The organism is Corynebacterium sp. KPL4015, assembly GCF_040225725.1.
Taxonomy (GTDB): Bacteria; Actinomycetota; Actinomycetes; order Mycobacteriales; family Mycobacteriaceae; genus Corynebacterium; species Corynebacterium rhinophilum.
In genome coordinates this window covers 1-19,520 of the sequence record NZ_JBEHGF010000004.1, presented here as the reverse complement: position 1 = coordinate 19,520, position 19,520 = coordinate 1, and the positions used below count along the sequence as shown (strand labels likewise).

Genomic DNA, 19,520 nt, shown 5'->3' with positions numbered 1-19,520 from the left:
CAGTGTAATGCGTAGCCAAGCTCGGACTCCAACCCATGCCCTGCCAGCACAGTGGGAGGTAAAACGAGAAAATCCTCGAGCTGCCCTCACCCGTAGTGAAAGCTGCCCGAGGATTGACTGCTGCGGTCGTGCTTAAGCAGTAGCTTCTGCAGCAACCTCTTCAGCCGGGATGATGTTGACCATCCGACGGCCGCGCTTGATGCCGAACTTCACGGAGCCAGCAGCAAGTGCGAACAAGGTGTCATCGCCGCCGCGACCAACGTTCTCACCTGGGTGGAACTTGGTGCCGCGCTGACGCACGATGATCTCGCCGGCGTTAACCTGCTGACCACCGAAGCGCTTGACGCCGAGGCGCTTGGACTCGGAATCGCGACCGTTGCTGGAGCTGGAAGCACCCTTCTTGTGTGCCATGTCGTTTCCCTCCTTCGGGGATGATTTGCAGCCCGGTTAAGGCTTACTTGATACCGGTGATCTTCAAGGTGGTCTGAGGCTGGCGGTGACCCAAACGCCTCTTGTAACCAGTCTTGTTCTTGTACTTCAAGATATCAATCTTTGGACCTTTACCCTGTTCAACGATTTCCGCAGCAACGGAAACCTTCTCCAAGTCGGAAGCCTTGGACTTCACAGCGGCGCCATCGACGAGCAGAACCGGGGTGAGAGCCACGGCAGAGCCTGGCTCACCCTCGATCTTCTCGACCTTGACGAGGTCACCTTCAGCAACCTTGTACTGCTTGCCGCCGGTCTTGACGATCGCGTACATAGAGGGTTACCCCTTATCTAAACTCGCTCGGACACGGCATCCAGGCCGTTATCCGAATGGACACTTACATATTGCGTTCAGACCCCGCGCGAACATGTCCGCAATCACCGGGCGGCAATTGTGGGCTGATCCAGCGCCGAGAGTTCTAAACAGCGACTGTCAAAGACTACCCCGCCGCGGGTACAAAATACAAACCACGCACTTCGCACCCGCGTGGCGATGCCCTAGGAAGTAGCTCGCCGTGCTACGCGGCGCCGCCGCCGGCCCGCGTCCTTAGCACCAGTCTGCGGGGTCTCCGGCGCGTTAGTGGACGCCTTTTCCCCAGTACGTTCCTGCCGCGCGGCCGCTGCCGGCGCCCCGGTCTTTTTCACCGCGCGCTTCTTCCCGCGGCGAATGACCTTGGTTTCAGTCTGCGGAGCACTAGCCTTCTGGGAATCCTTCTCCCCTTGAACAGGTGTAGCCGTTGGGCCACCCGCATTGTGCGAGGTGGCCTTATCCCTCGGGTTCGTACGCACCACCCGGCGCTTGCCGCGACGGCCTCCCTGTACCGAGGATTTATTCTTCCCGCCACTGATATTCTCGTGACGCTGCTCCGCAGTTCGCGAGGTGTCCCCGCGCTTGTCGTCCTGCTTTACATCCTGCGCGTTTGCCCGGTGCGAGGCCCGCACATTTGCCCGGCGGGAATTTGGCTGGGTGCGAACGCTGCGACGCCGACCACGCCCGCGTGACTTGCTGCGAGGCTTTTGCTGCTCGGCGTCCTGCTGTGCCGCACCGTCACCGCGTGACTTCTCGGCGGAACCCGTGGATTCCTCTTTTTGTGGCTGGGCAAAAACCTCTGGGCGCGGGCGATTATCGGAACGCGAATTTCCGCGCGTGCGCCGCTTCCGGCGCGGAGAAGCCTCAAACTCGGCTACTGCCTCCTCGTAGGTCTTCTCCGGGGCATCGGTAGCTACCGCCTTCTTCTCTTCAGCCGCCTGCTGGCGCTGTTTCTGCTGCTCCTGCACGCGGCGGGAAGCTGGCGAGGTCCGCGTTGCCCGGCGCGGCTTCTTGCCCCGCTGGGTGCGCTTCTTCTCCTTCGCCGGTGATTCTTGGCCATCGGGCACATAGGAATTAAATTCCTGTACCTCATCGCTTTCGGCGGCGTTTTCTGCCGCAGCATAGGCGATGGCCTCGATTTCAGAGACCTCGGACTTCTTCTGCACTCGGCGGCGCTTCTTCTGCTTGTCTTCGCTGCGGCCACGGCTGCGCTCGTCACGGTGTCCGCGGGCGTTGTCGGCTCGCTTCTGTGGGGCCTTCTGTGTGGAGTCGGCGGTCTCATCGTCTACGACGACATTGGCCACGAGCTCCTCCAGCGACGGTGACTGCTCGTCCTCGCTGCTGTAGAGGGGAGCGTTGGTCTTTTGGTACTTCTGCGGCTGGTTAGCGGCCTTATGCCCCTTGTGGTGCTTCTGGCCCTTCTTCTCCGCGCGCTCGTCTTCATCGTCATGCTCGTGCATGGCCACGGCAGCCGGGTGCTGCTGGGGATCGTGGTCTGGCTTCTTGTGCGACTTGGAGGAACCGTGCGAATGCTGGCCGGAGTGGTTGTCTTCAGCTTCATCGACCGGGTACTCGTGGATGATGATGCCGCGGCCATGGCAGTGCTCACACTCGGTAGAAAAGGTCTCTACCAAGCCAGTGCCCAAGCGCTTGCGCGTCATTTGCACCAAGCCCAGGGAGGTAACCTCGGATACCTGGTGGCGCGTGCGGTCGCGACCCAGGGCCTCCTTCAGGCGGCGCAAAACCAGGTCCTGGTTTTCCGGCAAGACCATGTCAATAAAGTCCACCACGATCATGCCGCCCAGATCGCGCAGGCGCATCTGGCGCACGATTTCTTCGGCCGCCTCCAGGTTATTGCGGGTCACGGTCTCTTCCAGGTTGCCGCCGGAGCCGGTGAACTTGCCGGTGTTGACATCGATGACGGTCATGGCCTCGGTACGATCGATGACCAAGGTGCCGCCAGATGGCAGCCATACCTTGCGCGAGAGCGCCTTATGCAGCTGCTCATCAATGCGGTAGGCGGCAAAGGCATCCTGGCCGCCGTGGTCCTTGGGCTTATAGCGCACCACGCGGTCTGCAAGGTCCGGGGCCATGGATTCCACGTAGGCATTGACCGTATTAAAGGAACGCTTCCCGTCCACGATCAGGCGATGGAAGTCTTCGTTGAAGAGATCCCGGACGACCTTGATGAGCATATTCGGCTCTTCATAGAGCGTGACCGGCTTAGCACCCTTGGAGGATTTTTCCTTCTTAGCTTGGGTGGAAATATCTTCCCACCGGTTATGCAGGCGCTGCACATCTGCTGCAATGGCCTCCTCGGGAACGTTTTCGGCAGCGGTACGGATGATGGCGCCGCCATCGCCTGGCACCACGCGGCCCAAGATGTCCTTTAAGCGCTTGCGCTCCGGTGCCGGCAGCTTGCGCGAAATTCCAGCACTGCGGCCGCCTGGTACGTAGACGAGGTAGCGCCCGGCCAAGGAAATCCGGGTGGTCAGGCGCGCACCCTTGTGGCCAATCGGGTCCTTTGCCACCTGCACCAAGATTTGATCGCCGGATTTCAGGGTATTTTCAACCTTGCGGGACCGCCCGTGCAATTTGGTCTTGCGCCAGTCAATCTCGCCAGCATAAAGCACACCATTGCGGCCCTGGCCGATGTCCACGAATGCCGCCTCCATGGATGGCAAGACGTTTTGCACGCGGCCTAAGTAAATATTGCCAATGAGGGAGGCTTGGGCCTCGGTGGTAACGAAGTGCTCGACCAAGAGGTCATCTTCAAGCACGCCCACCTGCGTGACGATGCCCGCGCCGTCCTCGCGCTGCTTATCGCGCACCACCATGGTGCGTTCCACGGCCTCGCGCCGCGCCAAAAATTCCGCCTGGGACACGATGTGCTGGCGCTCGCGGCCCTTCTCGCGCAATTCTGCGCGGCGGCGCTTCTGTGCCTCGATGCGGGTGGAGCCACGGATGGCCTTGGGCTCATCGATAAGCTCCGGCTCCTTATCCGCCACATCCTTCTTGGCGTTCTCGTGCACGCCGCGCCCACGGGAGGTACCACGGCGGCCGCGGCGACGCTTGTCAGAACCCCCGCGCGACGACTTATTGTCTACCTCGGCCTCGTCCGGCTCTGCGTCGTCGCCAGGTTCCGCCGCATCAGCGGCTTCAGCGATCGCCGCCATGTCCGCGGCCTCATCCTCACCAAGCTCGGCGGCGTCCTGCTGCTGCGGCGGCATAAACAGCGGCGCGAAGTCATACGCAGCGGAATCGTCGTCCGTCTCCGCGCGCGGGACTATGCGCGGGGCATAGTAATCATCGTCGAAGTCCTCGCCGGCCTCTGCCAGCACCTCATGCAGCTTGGCCGGATCCACGGTCCCAGTCGCTTCGCCAGCTCCGGCAGCGGCAGCGTCGGTGGCATTAGCATCGGCATCATCTTCAGCGCGCGCGGGCGCGTTCGACGGCTCAGGATCCGGCAGACGATCCGGCGCCTGCTTTACATCCGGCAGTGCGCTCTTTACCAGCGAAGCATCGACCTTTTCCTCAATCTGGGAGATTTCATTGTCCACGTTCTTGCGCACGCGGTAGCGCAGGTTCTTTTCTTCTTCCGCATCGGCGGCGGTGTTTTCAGTGGGAGCGCCATCTTCTTCCCCATCATCAGCTTGTACTGGCCCTTTCTTTGCCGCAGGCGCAGACTTCTTCGTGGCTTTGCGGGTGCGCCGAGCGCGCTTGGTGGTCTTGGCCTTGCCCTCGGGCTTTGCTTCCGCTGGGCTCTCGTCCACGGTTGCAGGCTGCTCCGCATCCGCGCCCCCTGCATGGCGGGCTAGAGCAGCGAAGAGGTCGCCTGCTTCTGCGCGGGTAATGGAGCTCTGCGCGGTCTTGTTCAGGCCCATGTCCTTGAGCTGGGCCACCAGCTGGCGCGAGGATAGGCCGAGCTTTTTGGCCAAGGCATACACGCGGGTTTTATCTTTGAGCTCGCTCGGATCTATTCGCTGGGCCAAAGCCGCAGCTGCCTGTAGGTTTTCAGTTGTTTCTTGAGAGTTCTGTGCCGCCATTAGTTGGGCTTACTCCTGTACTTCGATTGTATGGTGCGCCAGCTACTCGGGCGCAGGCACAGCCCCTAGAGGAACTGTGCCGCTGCCGCACGAATAGCCACGGAGACGCACTGCGTTAAAGCTTGTGGGGTTATGAAATTATGCGCACGCTGCGCGTGAGTTCCATTGTGTCACAGAATCTCGGCAGGGCGAGCAGGCTGTGGGCGATGATACGTTTGAAATTATGGCAGAACTGGCACCACGTCCCGCCCGGACATTGTCGCAGTACCGGCAGCGCAATGAGATTACGCCGAAAGAGGCGTGCTTATTCGGCGTTCCGGCCGGCTTTGCCCTCGGTTTTGCCCAAACAGGGGCCGACTACATGCTGATGGGCGCCGGCGTTTTTGCGGTCTTCGCGGTCATTGGATTGGTGCACCTCATCCGCCATTATCCCCGCTCTATTGGGGCTAGCCAGGATGTCTACCTCGAGGGCGATTACCCCGCCATTGCTTATTGGGCGCCAGTGATACCACTTGCTCTACCGCTGGCCATGGCCCCGCTGTCCGCGGCTGGCTGGTTGCCAAACATCTCGCTGGCCCCGCCCGTGGAAGGCATCTTAACCGGAGCGGTGTCGGCGTTCGCACTCCCGCTGGGCTTGTGGGCCATGCTTTCCCAGTCCTTTCGCATTGGCCGCCGCCGCATGCAGCGCATCGTGGCTGAAGATCCCTTAGAAGGGGTCACAGATCATGCCATGCAGCTTGCCGATGCCCACCTAAATATCCTCACCGCCCTCGTCACCGCCGGGGCCGTCCAGGGCAATACGACCACCACCAAGGCCTTGTCTCGCCTGATGCAGGTGGAACTAGATACCCTGCCGGATGCTCTTCAGGAACTAAAAAAGCATGGACTCGTGAAGGTAGAAGATATTGGACTGCGCTCCAAAGTAGAAAGCTGGCGCATCACCCTCACCCCTACTGGAGTGCGGTGCCTGTATCAACTTGGCAGACGCTAATTCGGCAGACTCGGGTCTCCTGGAAATAACTTAGGACCAATCCAGAGCATTACGTATACCAAACCAACCAAAACCGGAATTTCAACAAGAGGCCCAATGGTACCGGCTAACGCTTGAGCAGAGGTGGCACCAAAGGTACCGATGGACACCGCGATGGCTAACTCAAAATTATTTCCCGCTGCGGTAAAGGCCACTGAGGCAGACTGTGCATAATTCATTCCGGCAACTTTAGCTACGCCCAAAGCCAGAAAGAACATCCCGACAAAGTACAACATCAGAGGCACCGCTACCCTAACCACTGCTACCGGCTGCTCCACTAGCTGTTCTCCTTGCAGGGAGAACAGTAAGACGATTGTATACAGCAAACCGATCATTGCCAAAGGAGACACCGCAGGAAGGTAACGGTTTTCGAACCACTCACGCCCTTTAGTTTTCTCTGCCCATACTCGGGAGATAACCCCGAGCAAAAGCGGGATGCCTAAGAATACGAGCACTGAAGTAACAATGGACCAGAAAGAGAATTCGACAGAGGTGGTATCAAGACCCAGCCATCCCGGCAGTATCTGCAGGTAGAACCAACCCAGGACACCGAACATCGCAACTTGGAAGACGGAGTTGATTGCTACTAATACTGCCGTGGCTTCTCGGTCACCGCAGGATAGGTCTGACCACACCAAGACCATGGCGATGCAGCGGGCAAGGCCGACAATGATAAGACCCGTGCGCAGCTCGGGTTGATCCGCCAAGAATAGCCAGGCCAGTGCGAACATGAATGCTGGCCCCACAAGCCAATTCAAAACGATTGACACGGTCATCAGCCGTCTGTCAGTGGCAATCTCCCGGGTCTTTTCATAGCGCACTTTAGCAAGCGGTGGATACATCATCACCAGCAGCCCTAAAGCGATTGGGAGGGAAATACCTCCAATCTCCAAAGCTGAGAGCGCGTTCCCTATTCCTGGAAGGAAATGACCTATGAGCAGGCCAAGGACCATAGCTAGGATGATCCACAGGGGTAGAAAGCGATCGAGAAAAGCCAAACGCGGCTTCTGTGAGGTAGCCATACCTGTCTCCTTCATTGACCCAAGTCGCACCGTACCGTGCAGCACTGTAACCATTCATATCGATAGATGTCAATATGAAAGGGTATGTCAAACGCCCATATACTAAAGGCATGGTTTCTTCGCACGGCATGACCAAAAATCCTCACATCAACGAATGTTGTTCACTCAACAACGGCCCCCTAGACCAGGACGATTCCGTGCACTTTGCCCAGCAATTCAAGGTACTTGCAGATCCCGCCCGACTTCGTCTTTTATCCATCTTGTGCGATGAAGGCTGCGGCCCGATGAGCGTTTCCGAATTGACCACATTATCCGGCCTCACCCAGCCGACGGTGTCTCACCATCTTGCAAAACTGCGGGATGCTGGCCTCTTAGCCAAACGACAGACTGGCCGCACCGTCACCCATGAAGTGCAAAAGCAAGCTTTCACTGCACTTCGCGAGCTACTCTCTTTCGACTAAACAGCCACTAGCAATGAAATCTGGACCTGATATGTCTGCAACACTGTGAGCCAATCAAAGTATTTCACTCCGCAATATATCCCCCCTCATAATGGAAAAGACCCGAGCTTAACGCTCGGGCTTCCTTGGAATCTAGGTAGAGTCAGTGCTTAGAGGTTGGGGAACCAAATTCCGATCTCGCGCTCTGCGGACTCTGGGGAGTCGGAGCCGTGCACGATGTTCTCGCCCACGCTGAGTGCGAAGTCACCGCGGATGGAACCCGGTGCAGCCTTGGAGACTGGGTCGGTGCCACCGGCCAGCTGGCGCCATGCCTCGATGGCGCGCTCGCCTTCAACAACGCCGGCAATCAACGGTGCGGAGGTGATGAAGTCCACCAGCTCACCGAAAAATGGCTTGTCCTTGTGCTCTTCGTAGTGCTTTTCTGCGGTCTCACGGTCAGCCACGCGCAGGTCCAGCTCGGCCAGCTTGAGGCCCTTGCGCTCGATGCGGGCAATAATCTCGCCCACGTGGCCGTTCTTTACGCCGTCCGGCTTAATGAGGATCAATGTACGTTCAGTCATGCCCCATACTGTACCGAATACCCACAACTCGTCCACGACCGAGGGCCATAAGCGGGGGCAGCGTAGTGGGCGGCATTTAATAAGCATTAAGTAAGCTGCTGGACTATCTCCGTCGCGCGCTCGTGGGAGGTACCCCGAAACCACAGGCGCACTTGGTTAACCGCCGTGCCAAACTGGCCGTTGCCCAGCAAACGCTTAATCTCTGCTCGCTGCTCTTTATCCAAATCATCAAGGGTGGCTTCTTCTGCCCGCTGAAAATTAGCGCGCAGGGCAAGGGCCAAAAATACGGCGGCAATGATGAGTGCTACCAGCGGCAGCCACGGCGCGCCCGTGGCCGCGCGGGCAGCGACCGCGGCAATGCAGGCTAGGGCCGCGAGGACGAGATAGACGGTGCGCATGGCCCCTACTTCTGGTTGAGGTGCTGGGTAGTTAAGTAACCGCGCTTCATGCGGGCGATTAAGTTACTGCGCAAATACGCCGCAAGGAGCCACTCCATGCCAAAGATGATGAAGATCGCGGCGATGGACCAGTGCGCCATAAAACCCAGGATAAGGCCCAATAGCTGCGCCCACACGATGACGGTCAGCGCCCACTTCTTATTCATAAACGCGATCATGCCCAAGTGGAATATCAGGGCGCCTATGACTACGCCGTAGTTAAACGGTGTCCACAGCGTACCGTCATACAGCTTGTACAACAGCGGCAGCGCCAAAACGAGCGTGATCGACTGCATGATGAGCGAGCTGGCGATGACCATGCCATTAAAGCTCTTGAGCGGATCCTTAACGGGATCCTGCCCTAGGCCCAATGGGCCGATTTCATTGTCCGCTATGTCGTCGCCGCGGCGCGGCTGACGAGGCAGGCGGGACCTAGGATTGGGGCTGGTCATGCGGGCTCCTTTCCAAACATAGCGCGGGCTTCGCCGGCGGTAACCACCGAACCGGTAATGACAATACCGGAGCCGGATTGCACCTCAGATTCCTCCGCCAGTTCCACGGCTTGCGCGTAGGCACCGGGCAGATCATCGGCCACATAGACGCGCTCTTCGCCATAAATATCGCGGGCCGTTTCCGCCAATTCATAGGCATCGATCGCGCGCGGCGAGGAGTTCTGGGAGATTACCACCTCGCTCAAGTACGGCTCCAGCGCGGCGAGGATGCCTTGGGCATCCTTATCGCCAAAGATGGAGAGCACGCCGATGAGCCGCGCAAAATCGAAATCGCGGTCGAGCGCCGCGCCAAGCGCCTTGGCGCCGTGGGGATTGTGGGCGGCATCGATAAACGTCGTGGGCGAGGTGCGCACTCGCTCGAGGCGGCCGGGCGAAATCGTCTTGGCAAAACCGTTGCGCACGGAGGCAATATCCAGAGGATGCCCGGAAGAGGCACCGAAGAAGGCTTCCACCGCTGCAAGGGCAACGGCCGCATTCTTGGCCTGATGCTCGCCGTGCAGTGGCAAGAAAATATCCTCGTACATGCCGCCGAGGCCCTGGATATTGACCTGCTGGCCACCGACCGCGATGCGGGATTCTAGGGCCGCGAACTCCGCGCCGGAGCGGGCCACGCCCGCATCCATATCCACCGCGCGCTGCAGGATGACCTGCATGGCCTCAGGGTCTTGCTCGGCGATGATGGCGATGTTTTCATTCGGGGTCAGCGGGTCTTCGGCATCGGCGCGGCGCTTGATGATGCCCGCCTTCTCCCCCGCAATCTCCCGAATATCGCTGCCCAGGTAATCCGTGTGGTCTAGGCCAACCGGGGTAATCACGGAGACGTCCGCATTGACCACGTTCGTGGCATCCCACAGCCCGCCGAGGCCGACCTCGACGACGGCGACGTCAACGGGGGCATCGGCAAACGCTGCATAGGACAAGCCTACCAAGACCTCGAACTTGGACATGGGAACGTCTGAGCGCGCATCCACCATCTCCACATACGGCTTGATTTCGTGCCACAGGCGCACGTAGTCGCGCGGGTGGATGGGCCGACCATCGATGCCGATGCGCTCGGTGACCCGCTGCAGGTGCGGGCTGGTAACCAGGCCCACTCGGCGATGGAAGGAACGCAACAGCGAATCGACCATGCGCGCGGTAGAAGACTTACCATTGGTGCCCGCAATGTGGATGACATCAAAGGACTGTTCGGGGTGACCGAGCAAATCCATGAGCATCTCGATGCGCTCCAGGGTGGGCTCGATCTTAGTCTCCGGCCAGCGCTGGTTGAGCTCGTCTTCCACCTCACCGAGCGCCTGCAGCTCCTCCGGGGATACCTCTTGGGGCGCGGCGTCGTTATATTCTTCGTCTTCGCCCATGCCGAGGTTCAGGGTCAGGCCCGATTCCGTGATCTCCACCGGGGTGCCATCGGTGCCTTCCTTGAGGGCATCGACGATTTCAAAATCGTCCTCTCCCCCGGCGACCTCGCCGTTCCCGTTGGCGTCGTGATTGAAGCGCTGATCTGTCACTACTTAAGGCCCTCCAAACGGCTGGTAATGCGCTCGACTTCCTCGCGTGCGATGTCTTGGCGCGCCCGAATCTTATTGACCACCTCTTCCGGCGCCTTGGCCAGGAAGTTCTCATTGCCCAGCTTCTTGCCGGTCTGTTCCAATTCCTTATTGGCCTTGGCCAAATCCTTTTCCAGACGCTTGCGCTCTGCTTCGACGTCTACCGCGCCGTGGGTATCCAGCGTGACCTCCACGGTGGCCTGGGACAGGCGCACCTCGATGGAGGCCGAGGGGTTAAAGTCCTCGCCCGGCGCGGTGGTATTTGCCAGGTTGCGGACCAATTCCTCCTGGCCCTGCAGGTCTGCCGCGGCGAAGTCGAGGCGGCCCGGTACCTTTTGCGAAGGCTTGACGCCTTGATCGGAGCGGAAGCGGCGCAGCTCGGTAATGAGCTTATCGGCATCGTCGATGCGGCGGGCGGCCACTGCGTCCTTGGTGGCGCCACCGTTGGTATCGGCCACCGTGGGCCATGGGGCGATGACGATGGATTCCCCGCCGGTCAATGCCTTCCACAGCACCTCGGTCACATACGGCATGGTGGGGTGCAAAAGGCGCAGCACGACGTCGATGACGCGGCCCAAAACGATCTGGGTATTGCGGCCTTCTACCGTTTCGCCATCGCGAGGGATCTGCGTCTTGGCAATCTCCAGGTACCAGTCACAGAGCTCATCCCAGGTGAAGTGGTAGAGCAGCTCGTTGGCCTTGGCAAATTGATAATCGTCCAAGTAGGCATCGACCTGGGTGCGCACCTCTTCAGCGCGGTCGAGGATCCAGCGGTCGGCATCCGAAAGCTCCGTGCGGCTGGGCAAAGGTGCCACGCCGGCGCCGTTCATCAGCGCGAACTTGGTGGCATTAAAGAGCTTGGTAGCGAAATTGCGCGATGCCGCGGCAGCGTCAGAGCCCAGCGGCAAGTCCACGCCCGGGTTGGCGCCGCGGGCCAGGGTAAAGCGCAGCGCATCGGCGCCGTAATCGCGCACCCAGTCCATCGGGTCAATGCCATTGCCCAGGGACTTGGACATCTTGCGGCCCTGCTCATCGCGCACAAGGCCGTGCAGGTAAAGGTCTTTGAAAGGAATCTGCGGGCGGCCATCGGTGCCTTTACCCAAATGCTCTGGGGTCTTGGTGCCGGCAAAGGTGCCAAACATCATCATGCGGGCGACCCAGAAGAACAAAATGTCATAGGCCGTAACCAGCACATTGGTGGGATAGAACTTCTCCAGATCCGGGGTCTTATCGGGCCAGCCCAGGGTGGAAAATGGCCACAGCGCCGAAGAGAACCAGGTATCGAGGACATCCGGATCCTGCTCGTATCCTGCCGGCGGCTCCTCATCGGGGCCGACGCACACGATGTCACGCTCGACCTCGCCGGACTCGTTCGTACGCTCCGGGCCGTACCAAATGGGGATGCGGTGGCCCCACCACAGCTGGCGGGAGATGCACCAATCGTGCATGTCATCGACCCACTCAAAATAGCGCGGTTCCAGCGACTGCGGGTGCAAGACGGTATCGCCCTCACGCACGGCGTCACCGGAAGCCTTCGCCATCTGCGCGACATCGACGAACCACTGCAGCGATAGGCGCGGCTCGATGGGCTCGCCGGAGCGCTCCGAGTGGCCCACGGAGTGAACATAGGGGCGGATTTCTTTGAGGATGCGCCCCTGCTCCCGCAGCGCCTCCCTAATTTCCACGCGCGCATCTTCGCGCGTCATGCCATCAAACCGGGTGCCGGTATGCGCGATGTGGCCGGTGGTATCCATCACCGTCGGCATATCCAAGTTATGGCGGGTGCCCATGGCGTAGTCATTTGGATCGTGGGCCGGGGTGATCTTTACCGCACCGGTACCAAAATCCATGTCCACGTAATCATCGGCGATGATCTTCAGCTTCAGGTCATCGCGGAAGGGATGATCCAATTCTTGGCCCACGAGGTGGGCGTAGCGCTCATCGTCGGGGTGGACGGCAATGGCGACATCGCCAAGCATGGTTTCCACACGCGTAGTGGCAACAATGAGGTGCGGCTCATCGTCGTTTAGCGAGCCATAGCGGATGGAGACCAGCTCGCCCTCGACGTCCTTGTAGACGACCTCGATATCGGAAACGGCGGTCTCTAGCACCGGTGACCAGTTGACCAGGCGGTTGGCCCGGTAAATCATGCCCTCATCGTAAAGGTTCTTAAAGATGGTCTGTACCGCACGCGACAGGCCCTCATCCAGGGTAAAGCGCTCGCGGGTCCAGTCCACGGAGTCACCGATGGCGCGCATCTGGTTCTGGATGGTGCCGCCGTATTGCTCCTTCCATTCCCAGACCTTGTTGATGAATTCCTCGCGCTCATAGTCCCAGCGCTTTTTGCCCTCGGTCTCCTTGAGCTTGGCTTCGACCTTGGTCTGGGTGGCGATGCCTGCGTGGTCAGCGCCCGGCAGCCACAGGGTGGCATAGCCCTGCATGCGCTTGCGGCGAATGATGGAGTCGATCAGAGTGTGGTCCAAGGCGTGGCCCATGTGCAGCTGGCCGGTGACGTTCGGCGGCGGCAGCACGATGGAATAGGGCTCCGCCTCCGAGGATGCATCCGGGGTGAAGTAACCGGCGCTTACCCAGCCTTCGTAGAGGTCTTTTTCTACTGCCTGCGGCTCCCAGGACTTGGGAAGCTGGTCCGCGCGGTTGGTGCCAACGAGTTGCTCTTTATTCTGATCAGTCACCTGGCCAACTCTACCCTGTGCGTCAACTGGCACCACCGGCCTGTCTAGAGTAAGGGCATGTCTCACAACCCTGGCCACCGCGCCCGCCTCCGCACCCGTTACTTCACCCAAGCCAAAGACAACTCTCAGGCCTTCGCGTGCCTGACGAGCTACGACTGCTTGACCGCCGAAATCTTCGATGAAGCCGGGGTCGATCTCCTGCTCGTCGGCGATTCCCTGGCCAACGTGGTGCTGGGCCGCGAAACCACGCTCTCGCTCACCCTCGATGAGATGATCCCGCTGGCCCGCGCGGTGGTTGCTTCGACCTCCCGCGCCTTCGTGGTGGTGGACCTTCCCTTCGGCTCCTATGAGGACGGCCCCTCCCAGGCGCTGGAGACCGCGGTGCGCGTCATGAAGGAAACCGGCGCGCAGGCCGTGAAGCTGGAGGGCGGTGCGGAGCGCGCTCCCATTGTTGCCGCGCTTGTCGCCGCCGGCATCCCGGTCTGCGCCCACATTGGCTTTACACCCCAGCAGGTCCACGCCTTGGGCGGCTTCGTGGTCCAAGGCCGGGGTGCCGGTGCGGAGAAGCTTCACGACGACGCCCGCGCCCTCGCCGAGGCCGGCGCCTTCGCCGTGGTGCTGGAGATGGTCCCGGCAGCCCTTGCTGAGCAGGTGACCAAGGAGCTGCCCATCCCCACCATCGGCATCGGCGCCGGCGCGCAGACCGACGGTCAGATTCTGGTGTGGACCGATGCCTTCGGCCTGGGAGGTCCCAAGGCGCCGCGTTTTGTGCGCCGCTACGCGAATCTGCGCGGCGCGCTGCTGGAAGGAGCGAAGGACTATGTCGCAGATGTGGGTGAACGTTCCTTCCCCAACGCCGAGGAGTCTTTCGAGGACTAAGGTCTTAAGCCATGCAGATCCTCACAACTAAATCCGAACTCCGTGCCTTCCGCGCGGCAGCGTCCGGTTCCGTGGGTTTGGTGCCCACGATGGGCGCGCTTCACGACGGCCACGCTTCCCTCATTCGCCGCGCCCGCGAAGACAACGACACCGTGGTGTGCTCGGTCTTTGTCAATCCCCTCCAGTTCACGGACCTGGGCGACTGCGAAGACTACCGCGCCTACCCGCGCACCCTCGACGCGGATGCCGCACTGCTGGACTCGTTGGGAGTCGATGCGGTCTTCGCCCCCAGCGTGGAGGAAATGTACCCGGGTGGCACCCCGCGGGTGTGGGTGCGCACGGGTGAGATGGGCTCGGTCTTGGAAGGTGCCTCGCGCCCCGGCCACTTTGACGGCGTGGCCACCGTGGTGAGCAAGCTGTTTCACCTTGTCACACCAGACCGCGCTTATTTTGGGCAAAAGGATGCGCAGCAAGTAGCGATCATCCGCCGCCTGGTGGCGGACCTCGACCTGCCACTGGACATCATCAGCGTGCCCATCGTGCGCGCAACGGACGGCGTGGCCGAGTCCAGCCGCAATGCGCGCCTCAGTGCCGCCGAGCGTGAGCAGGCGGTCGCCTTATCCCAGGCACTCTTCGCGCTGCAGGATGGCGCCTCACGTGAAGAAGCTGAGGCCCAGCTCGCTTCCTCCCCCGGCGTGACGGTGGATTACCTCACCGTGGTGGACCCGGCCACGCTCGAGCCCGTAGATGCACAACACCGGCCCGCCTTGGCGCTGGTAGCAGCGCATGTGGGGCCGGTGCGGCTCATCGATAACTTGGTGCTGGAGGCTTAACCTTTCAGCAGGTGGGCTACGGCCTCGCGCTCCTCACGCAGCTCCTGCACGGAGGCCTCGATGCGCTCCTTCTGGAAATCGCTGAGCTCCAGGCCTTGGACGATTTCCCACTTGCCGTCGCGGCAGATGGTGGGAAAGCCGCAGATGAGGCCCTCATCGACACCGTAGGAGCCATCCGAAGGCACGGCGGCGGTGCGCCAATCCTCGGTGCCGTGGACCCAATCGTGCATGTGGTCCACGGCCGCAGATGCAGCCGACGCCGCGGACGAGCTGCCGCGCACCTCGATGATCTCCGCGCCGCGCTTGGCCACCTTGGGGATCATCTCCTCGCGGTACCACTGCTCATCTACCTCCGCGTTTGAGAAGGCGATATCCGGGAACTGGGTGGCGGAGTGGTTGCCCCAGACCGCAATCTTGGAAAAGTCCTTGGTGGCCTTGCCCGTCTGGGCCGCCAACTGGCCCAAGGTGCGGTTGTGGTCTAGGCGCATGAGTGCGTTGAACTGGGAGTTATCCAGATCCGGCGCGCTATGCGCGGCAATCAGCGCGTTGGTATTGGCTGGGTTGCCCACCACCAGCACGCGGACATCGCGCGCCGCATAGTCATTGATGGCCTTGCCCTGCTCAGTAAAGATGGCGCCATTGGCCTCGAGCAGGTCAGCGCGCTCCATGCCCTTGCTGCGCGGGCGGGAGCCGACGAGGAATGCGGCGGAGGCATCCTCGAAGGCGACCTTGAGGTCATCTGTCACCGTAATCGAGTTAACCAGCGGCAGGGCGGAATCGCGCAGCTCCATGGCCACGCCCTCGGCCTTTTCTACTACCGCTGGGATTTCCAACAGGGCAAGGTCTACCGGGGTGCCCTTGCCAAATACGTCGCCTGCGGCAATCCTCCACAGCAGGGAGTAGGCGATATTTCCGGCGGCGCCGGTGACGGTTACTTTTACTGGCTGGGTCATGCTCATTCCTCCTCGTATGTCGTGGAGTTGTAAGCGCTCCTCATGCACGCCACCCTCCACGGGATGTATCCACCCCCGAGCTTAGCGCTATCCGGAGGTAGCGTGTTGTGAAATTTATCCCCCTCTTTCGGAGGGAAAACGCCGCTGAATTTCCGGATATTACCCCCATTTACCTCCAAATTAACGCCCCCAATGGGCACATTCCTCCCGCCGGGTGGGGCTAATCGGGCATGATGGAAGCGGCACAGACCTCACTGGGGAGCGCGCTTGCAGGGATGCATTCACTGCCTGTGGGCGGCTGCACGGTGGCCAACCACTGCCGCATCGAACCAGCATGAGGCCGGCCGTGCAGTTCCCGAGACACTACCCACCATCGCCACATCGGCGCCGCGAAGCAGAGATAGGACACATGCTATGAGCACTGAGCACACCGAACCGCTGCACGCTGCGGAGCAGGCGGAAGACTCCGACGCTCACGCTGCGGATTCCATCAGCACCGATGCCGTGGTGGATATCGCCATTTCCCAGTTTTCCGCGTGGGGTTTTTCTGAAACCAAACTGGATACCATCGCCGCGGAATCCGGCATGTCCAAGCGCATGATTCACTATCACTTTGGCGATAAACAGGGCTTGTACTTAAGGGCTTTAAGCACCGCCGCCGAGCGCCTGCGCCCTGACGAAGAAGACCTAGAACTCGATTCCGCGGTTCCGGTCGAAGGCGTGCGCAAGCTGGTGGACTGGATCTTTTGGCAGTACGTCAACCACCCCGAGGCCATCCGCATGATGACCTGGGAAACCGCCCAGTCCATCGTGGGCTCTTCCACCAATCCCGTGGCGGATTTTAGCGGCGTCGCCCTTCACCTCGATCGCCTGCTCATGCTGGGCCAGGACGCCGGTGCCTTCCGCCCGGGCATTTCCACCAACGATATTTTCACCATCATCGCCTCGCTCACCTCGTACCGCGTGACCAACCGGGCGATGATGGACAACCTCTTGGGCGTGGATATGTCCAGCCAGGCAAATACCGACGGCATGCACCGGCTTACCGTCGATACCGTGCTGGCATTCCTCACCGCCAATATCCCCGATTCCGGCCACGAGTCTTACTTGGTGCCTTCTGATGCCGACGAGGGCGACGAGGCCTCCCCGCAAGACATCTACGGCGAGGCATAAAAAGAAAGCACCGGCTGCTTGCCGATGCCCCTTTTTCCTACCACAGCGTTTCTCTCGCTAGGCCGATTCCTTTGCCTCATCCTTGTAGGTGAATTCGGGCGCTGCGCCCTGGGTGACGCAGTCCGCGGTAATGTGCACGGCGGAAATATCTTCCCGGTCCGGCAGCTCAAACATCACTGGAACGAGCAGTTCTTCCAGGATCGCGCGCAGGCCGCGCGCGCCGGTCTTGCGCTCGAGGGCGAGCTCTGCGATAGCATCCAGCGCCCCGGCATCCATGTCCAGCTCGCAGTCATCCATCTCAAATAGGCGGCTGTATTGCTTGAGCAGGGAGTTCTTGGGCTCGGTCAACACCTTGACCAGGGCCTCGCGGTCCAAGTTATCCACCGTCGCCACCACGGGCAGACGGCCGATGAATTCTGGAATCAAGCCAAACTTCACGAGGTCTTCCGGGCGCACCTGGGAGAATAGATCCACCTTTTCCCGCTCGTCTTCCGTGCCCAGCTTCGCGCCAAACCCAACGCCCTTCTTGCCCACGCGATCCGCGATCACCTGGTCGAGGCCCGCAAACGCGCCGGCGACAATGAAGAGGATATTGGAGGTATCCAGCTGGATAAATTCCTGGTTCGGGTGCTTGCGCCCGCCCTGCGGCGGGATAGCAGCCACGGTTCCCTCCAGGATCTTCAGCAGCGCCTGCTGCACGCCTTCGCCGGAGACATCGCGGGTAATGGAGGGGTTTTCGGATTTGCGGGAAATCTTATCCACTTCGTCGACGTAGATGATTCCGCGCTGGGCGCGCTCCACATCGAAATCTGCTGCCTGCAGCAGCTTCAAGAGGATGTTTTCTACGTCCTCACCCACATAGCCGGCCTCGGTCAAGCTGGTGGCATCCGCGATGGCGAACGGCACATCCAGCAGGCGCGCCAAGGTTTGCGCCAGGTAGGTCTTACCGGAACCGGTGGGCCCCAACATCAAAATATTGGACTTGGAGATCTCTACCTCTTCGCCCTCGGCCTTCTTCCGTCGCGCATCTAACGCAGCGGATTCTTCTGCCTTAATGCGCTTGTAGTGGTTATACACCGCAACCGACAGCACGCGCTTGGCCTTGTCCTGGCCAATGACGTACTTATCCAAAAAGGAAGAAATCTGCGAAGGCTTAGGCAGGCGCACCTCCGCCTCAGAAGACTCCTCGGCCTGTTCGTGGCCGAGCTCTTCTTCAATAATCTCATTGCAGAGCTCGATGCACTCATCGCAGATGTAGACCCCGCCGCCGGCGATGAGCTTTTTCACCTGCTTTTGGCTCTTTCCGCAGAAGGAACACTTCAGGAGATCAGCGCTTTCTTGCATACGTGCCATTCAGTACTTTCACACTCGCTCTTGTTTACCGCTTTTAAAGGTGGGGCGGAAGGCTCGCTCACTTCCATCCCCGCGGTTGGTTGTTCAAAAATCTACCTTAGTAAATCAACCCGACACGGTTCCTATTCATTCCCTCCGCGTGGCGAAATTCGCAGATCTTTATCCGCCCACACCACTAAACTTGGGATTGGATCCTCCACTACCTCCACCACCGCCGAAGGAGCCATTTCATGTTTGACCTCACCAACCGTACCGCGATTGTCACGGGCGGGGCTGCGGGCATCGGCAAAGGCATCGTTGCCTCCCTGCGCGAAGCCGGCGCGAACGTCATCATCGCCGATATTGACACCGACAAGGCTGAAGCCACCGCCGCGGAGCTCGGTGCTACCGCCTGTTCTGTCGATGTCACCGATAGGGACTCCATTAAAGAACTGTTTGCCAAAGCCCACGCCGCGCACGGGGCAATCGACATCGTCTGCTCCAATGCCGGGGTCTTTCCCAACTGCCCGCTGGAAGAGATGACCGATAAACAGTGGGAGACAATGTTTGACATCAACACCCACGGCACGTTCAAGGTCGTGCAAGAAGCCCTGCCGTATATGAAGGAGCGCGGCTACGGGCGCATCGTTATCACCACCTCCATTACCGGCTCGCACACCGGCTTTCCCGGTTGGGCACATTACGGCGCCTCCAAGGCGGCCCAACAGGGCTTTATCCGCTCCGCTGCCCTAGAAATCGCCCGCGATGGCATCACCATCAATGGCGTTTTGCCCGGAAATATCCTCACCGAAGGCCTCGAAGCGCAGGGCCAGGACTACCTCGATGAAATGACGCGCTCCATCCCGCTGCACCGGCTTGGCAGCCCCCGCGATATTGGCAATGCCGCGGCCTTCCTCGCCTCCACCGAGGCCGGATATATCACCGGCCAAACGCTGATTATTGACGGCGGCCAGCTCCTGCCAGAAACCCCCGAGGCCATCCTGCCGCCGCGCTAGCCTGCACCTGCCTAGCTAGTGCTTGCCCAGCTGGCGCTTGACGATGCCCACCCTAAGACACAGATAACCCCGCCGACACCGTTTGAACTGCTCCCCATTAGTTGGACTGAGAAATCAGTTACCGACTAGTAGGGAGTAGTTTTCTTTGAGAGCACGAAGTTCGTTGAGCGAATATCAGCGCGAGCAGTTGGTGGAGTGTTTCGAGCAGGGCATGGGGTGTAAAGCAGCTG

17 protein-coding genes are annotated in these 19,520 nt (G+C 60.3%); 6 read left to right on the top strand and 11 right to left on the bottom strand.

Going from position 1 to position 19,520, the window contains the following annotated elements:
• Positions 1-132: 132 nt before the first annotated feature.
• The 3 genes from rpmA to ABRP64_RS02345 all read right to left on the bottom strand — a co-directional run bounded on the left by rpmA (position 133) and on the right by ABRP64_RS02345 (position 4,842).
• Entirely contained in the window at positions 133-411 is a 279-nt protein-coding gene (gene rpmA, locus ABRP64_RS02355) for a 50S ribosomal protein L27 (RefSeq protein ID WP_005277951.1), read from the bottom strand.
• A 43-nt stretch (positions 412-454) separates the two neighbouring features.
• Positions 455-760, bottom strand: coding sequence for a 50S ribosomal protein L21 (gene rplU / locus ABRP64_RS02350; RefSeq protein ID WP_023023542.1), 306 nt, complete (start codon positions 758-760; stop codon positions 455-457).
• 224 nt (positions 761-984) lie between these two features.
• Positions 985-4,842 carry a translation initiation factor IF-2 N-terminal domain-containing protein gene (locus ABRP64_RS02345; protein ID WP_349865279.1) on the bottom strand — a complete coding sequence of 1,286 codons (3,858 nt, stop codon included), beginning with the start codon at positions 4,840-4,842 and terminating at the stop codon, positions 985-987.
• 223 nt (positions 4,843-5,065) lie between these two features.
• Between ABRP64_RS02345 and ABRP64_RS02340 the strand changes: the two genes are divergently transcribed.
• Positions 5,066-5,833, top strand: a complete 768-nt coding sequence (locus ABRP64_RS02340; RefSeq protein ID WP_349865277.1) for a hypothetical protein — start codon at positions 5,066-5,068, stop codon at positions 5,831-5,833.
• Here the strand turns inward: ABRP64_RS02340 and arsB are convergent.
• Positions 5,830-6,894 carry an ACR3 family arsenite efflux transporter gene (arsB, locus tag ABRP64_RS02335; protein WP_349865275.1) on the bottom strand — a complete coding sequence of 355 codons (1,065 nt, stop codon included), beginning with the start codon at positions 6,892-6,894 and terminating at the stop codon, positions 5,830-5,832. The genes ABRP64_RS02340 and arsB overlap by 4 nt on opposite strands.
• 110 nt (positions 6,895-7,004) lie before the next feature.
• Here arsB and ABRP64_RS02330 point away from each other — a divergent pair, with 110 nt between their 5' ends.
• Positions 7,005-7,355: an ArsR/SmtB family transcription factor gene (locus ABRP64_RS02330; protein WP_284853597.1), complete on the top strand. Its 351-nt coding sequence runs from the start codon at positions 7,005-7,007 to the stop codon at positions 7,353-7,355.
• Between the two features lie 149 nt (positions 7,356-7,504).
• Here the strand turns inward: ABRP64_RS02330 and ndk are convergent, their stop codons facing one another.
• From ndk to ABRP64_RS02305, 5 genes are all read right to left on the bottom strand, one after another.
• The gene (ndk, locus tag ABRP64_RS02325) at positions 7,505-7,915 is read right to left on the bottom strand and encodes a nucleoside-diphosphate kinase (protein WP_005277934.1); all 411 of its coding nucleotides are present in this window, start codon (positions 7,913-7,915) and stop codon (positions 7,505-7,507) included.
• Between the two features lie 86 nt (positions 7,916-8,001).
• The gene (locus ABRP64_RS02320; RefSeq protein ID WP_239268707.1) at positions 8,002-8,313 is read right to left on the bottom strand and encodes a hypothetical protein; all 312 of its coding nucleotides are present in this window, start codon (positions 8,311-8,313) and stop codon (positions 8,002-8,004) included.
• Between the two features lie 5 nt (positions 8,314-8,318).
• On the bottom strand, positions 8,319-8,804 hold the full coding sequence (locus ABRP64_RS02315; RefSeq protein ID WP_349865273.1) for a DUF4233 domain-containing protein: 486 nt from the start codon (positions 8,802-8,804) through the stop codon (positions 8,319-8,321).
• Entirely contained in the window at positions 8,801-10,372 is a 1,572-nt protein-coding gene (gene folC, locus ABRP64_RS02310; protein WP_482433426.1) for a bifunctional tetrahydrofolate synthase/dihydrofolate synthase, read from the bottom strand. The genes ABRP64_RS02315 and folC overlap by 4 nt, the downstream gene beginning before the upstream one ends.
• Entirely contained in the window at positions 10,372-13,104 is a 2,733-nt protein-coding gene (locus tag ABRP64_RS02305; protein WP_349865271.1) for a valine--tRNA ligase, read from the bottom strand. The genes folC and ABRP64_RS02305 overlap by 1 nt, the downstream gene beginning before the upstream one ends.
• A 57-nt stretch (positions 13,105-13,161) precedes the next feature.
• Between ABRP64_RS02305 and panB the strand changes: the two genes are divergently transcribed.
• Positions 13,162-13,983, top strand: coding sequence for a 3-methyl-2-oxobutanoate hydroxymethyltransferase (gene panB / locus ABRP64_RS02300; RefSeq protein ID WP_005277923.1), 822 nt, complete (start codon positions 13,162-13,164; stop codon positions 13,981-13,983).
• 11 nt (positions 13,984-13,994) lie between these two features.
• On the top strand, positions 13,995-14,816 hold the full coding sequence (gene panC, locus ABRP64_RS02295; protein ID WP_005284412.1) for a pantoate--beta-alanine ligase: 822 nt from the start codon (positions 13,995-13,997) through the stop codon (positions 14,814-14,816).
• Here panC and ABRP64_RS02290 read toward each other — a convergent pair.
• On the bottom strand, positions 14,813-15,775 hold the full coding sequence (locus ABRP64_RS02290; protein WP_284852617.1) for a malate dehydrogenase: 963 nt from the start codon (positions 15,773-15,775) through the stop codon (positions 14,813-14,815). The genes panC and ABRP64_RS02290 overlap by 4 nt on opposite strands.
• A gap of 408 nt (positions 15,776-16,183) precedes the next feature.
• Here ABRP64_RS02290 and ABRP64_RS02285 point away from each other — a divergent pair, with 408 nt between their 5' ends.
• Positions 16,184-16,942, top strand: a complete 759-nt coding sequence (locus ABRP64_RS02285) for a TetR/AcrR family transcriptional regulator (protein WP_284784764.1) — start codon at positions 16,184-16,186, stop codon at positions 16,940-16,942.
• 57 nt (positions 16,943-16,999) lie between these two features.
• Here ABRP64_RS02285 and clpX read toward each other — a convergent pair whose 3' ends face one another.
• Positions 17,000-18,295, bottom strand: a complete 1,296-nt coding sequence (gene clpX, locus ABRP64_RS02280) for an ATP-dependent Clp protease ATP-binding subunit ClpX (protein WP_284770211.1) — start codon at positions 18,293-18,295, stop codon at positions 17,000-17,002.
• A gap of 230 nt (positions 18,296-18,525) precedes the next feature.
• On the opposite strand from clpX, the gene fabG reads away from it, so the two are divergent.
• Entirely contained in the window at positions 18,526-19,290 is a 765-nt protein-coding gene (gene fabG / locus ABRP64_RS02275; protein ID WP_284784763.1) for a 3-oxoacyl-ACP reductase FabG, read from the top strand.
• The last annotated feature ends 230 nt before the right edge of the window (positions 19,291-19,520 follow it).

Excerpts from the sequence above, each read along its gene's own strand:
- rpmA (WP_005277951.1), bottom strand. The coding sequence starts at position 411 with ATGGCACACAAGAAGGGTGCTTCCAGCTCCAGCAACGGTCGCGATTCC.
- rplU (WP_023023542.1), bottom strand. The coding sequence starts at position 760 with ATGTACGCGATCGTCAAGACCGGCGGCAAGCAGTACAAGGTTGCTGAA.
- ABRP64_RS02345 (WP_349865279.1), bottom strand. The coding sequence starts at position 4,842 with ATGGCGGCACAGAACTCTCAAGAAACAACTGAAAACCTACAGGCAGCT.
- ABRP64_RS02340 (WP_349865277.1), top strand. The coding sequence starts at position 5,066 with ATGGCAGAACTGGCACCACGTCCCGCCCGGACATTGTCGCAGTACCGG.
- arsB (WP_349865275.1), bottom strand. The coding sequence starts at position 6,894 with ATGGCTACCTCACAGAAGCCGCGTTTGGCTTTTCTCGATCGCTTTCTA.
- ABRP64_RS02330 (WP_284853597.1), top strand. The coding sequence starts at position 7,005 with ATGGTTTCTTCGCACGGCATGACCAAAAATCCTCACATCAACGAATGT.
- ndk (WP_005277934.1), bottom strand. The coding sequence starts at position 7,915 with ATGACTGAACGTACATTGATCCTCATTAAGCCGGACGGCGTAAAGAAC.
- ABRP64_RS02320 (WP_239268707.1), bottom strand. The coding sequence starts at position 8,313 with ATGCGCACCGTCTATCTCGTCCTCGCGGCCCTAGCCTGCATTGCCGCG.
- ABRP64_RS02315 (WP_349865273.1), bottom strand. The coding sequence starts at position 8,804 with ATGACCAGCCCCAATCCTAGGTCCCGCCTGCCTCGTCAGCCGCGCCGC.
- panB (WP_005277923.1), top strand. The coding sequence starts at position 13,162 with ATGTCTCACAACCCTGGCCACCGCGCCCGCCTCCGCACCCGTTACTTC.
- panC (WP_005284412.1), top strand. The coding sequence starts at position 13,995 with ATGCAGATCCTCACAACTAAATCCGAACTCCGTGCCTTCCGCGCGGCA.
- ABRP64_RS02290 (WP_284852617.1), bottom strand. The coding sequence starts at position 15,775 with ATGAGCATGACCCAGCCAGTAAAAGTAACCGTCACCGGCGCCGCCGGA.
- ABRP64_RS02285 (WP_284784764.1), top strand. The coding sequence starts at position 16,184 with ATGAGCACTGAGCACACCGAACCGCTGCACGCTGCGGAGCAGGCGGAA.
- clpX (WP_284770211.1), bottom strand. The coding sequence starts at position 18,295 with ATGGCACGTATGCAAGAAAGCGCTGATCTCCTGAAGTGTTCCTTCTGC.
- fabG (WP_284784763.1), top strand. The coding sequence starts at position 18,526 with ATGTTTGACCTCACCAACCGTACCGCGATTGTCACGGGCGGGGCTGCG.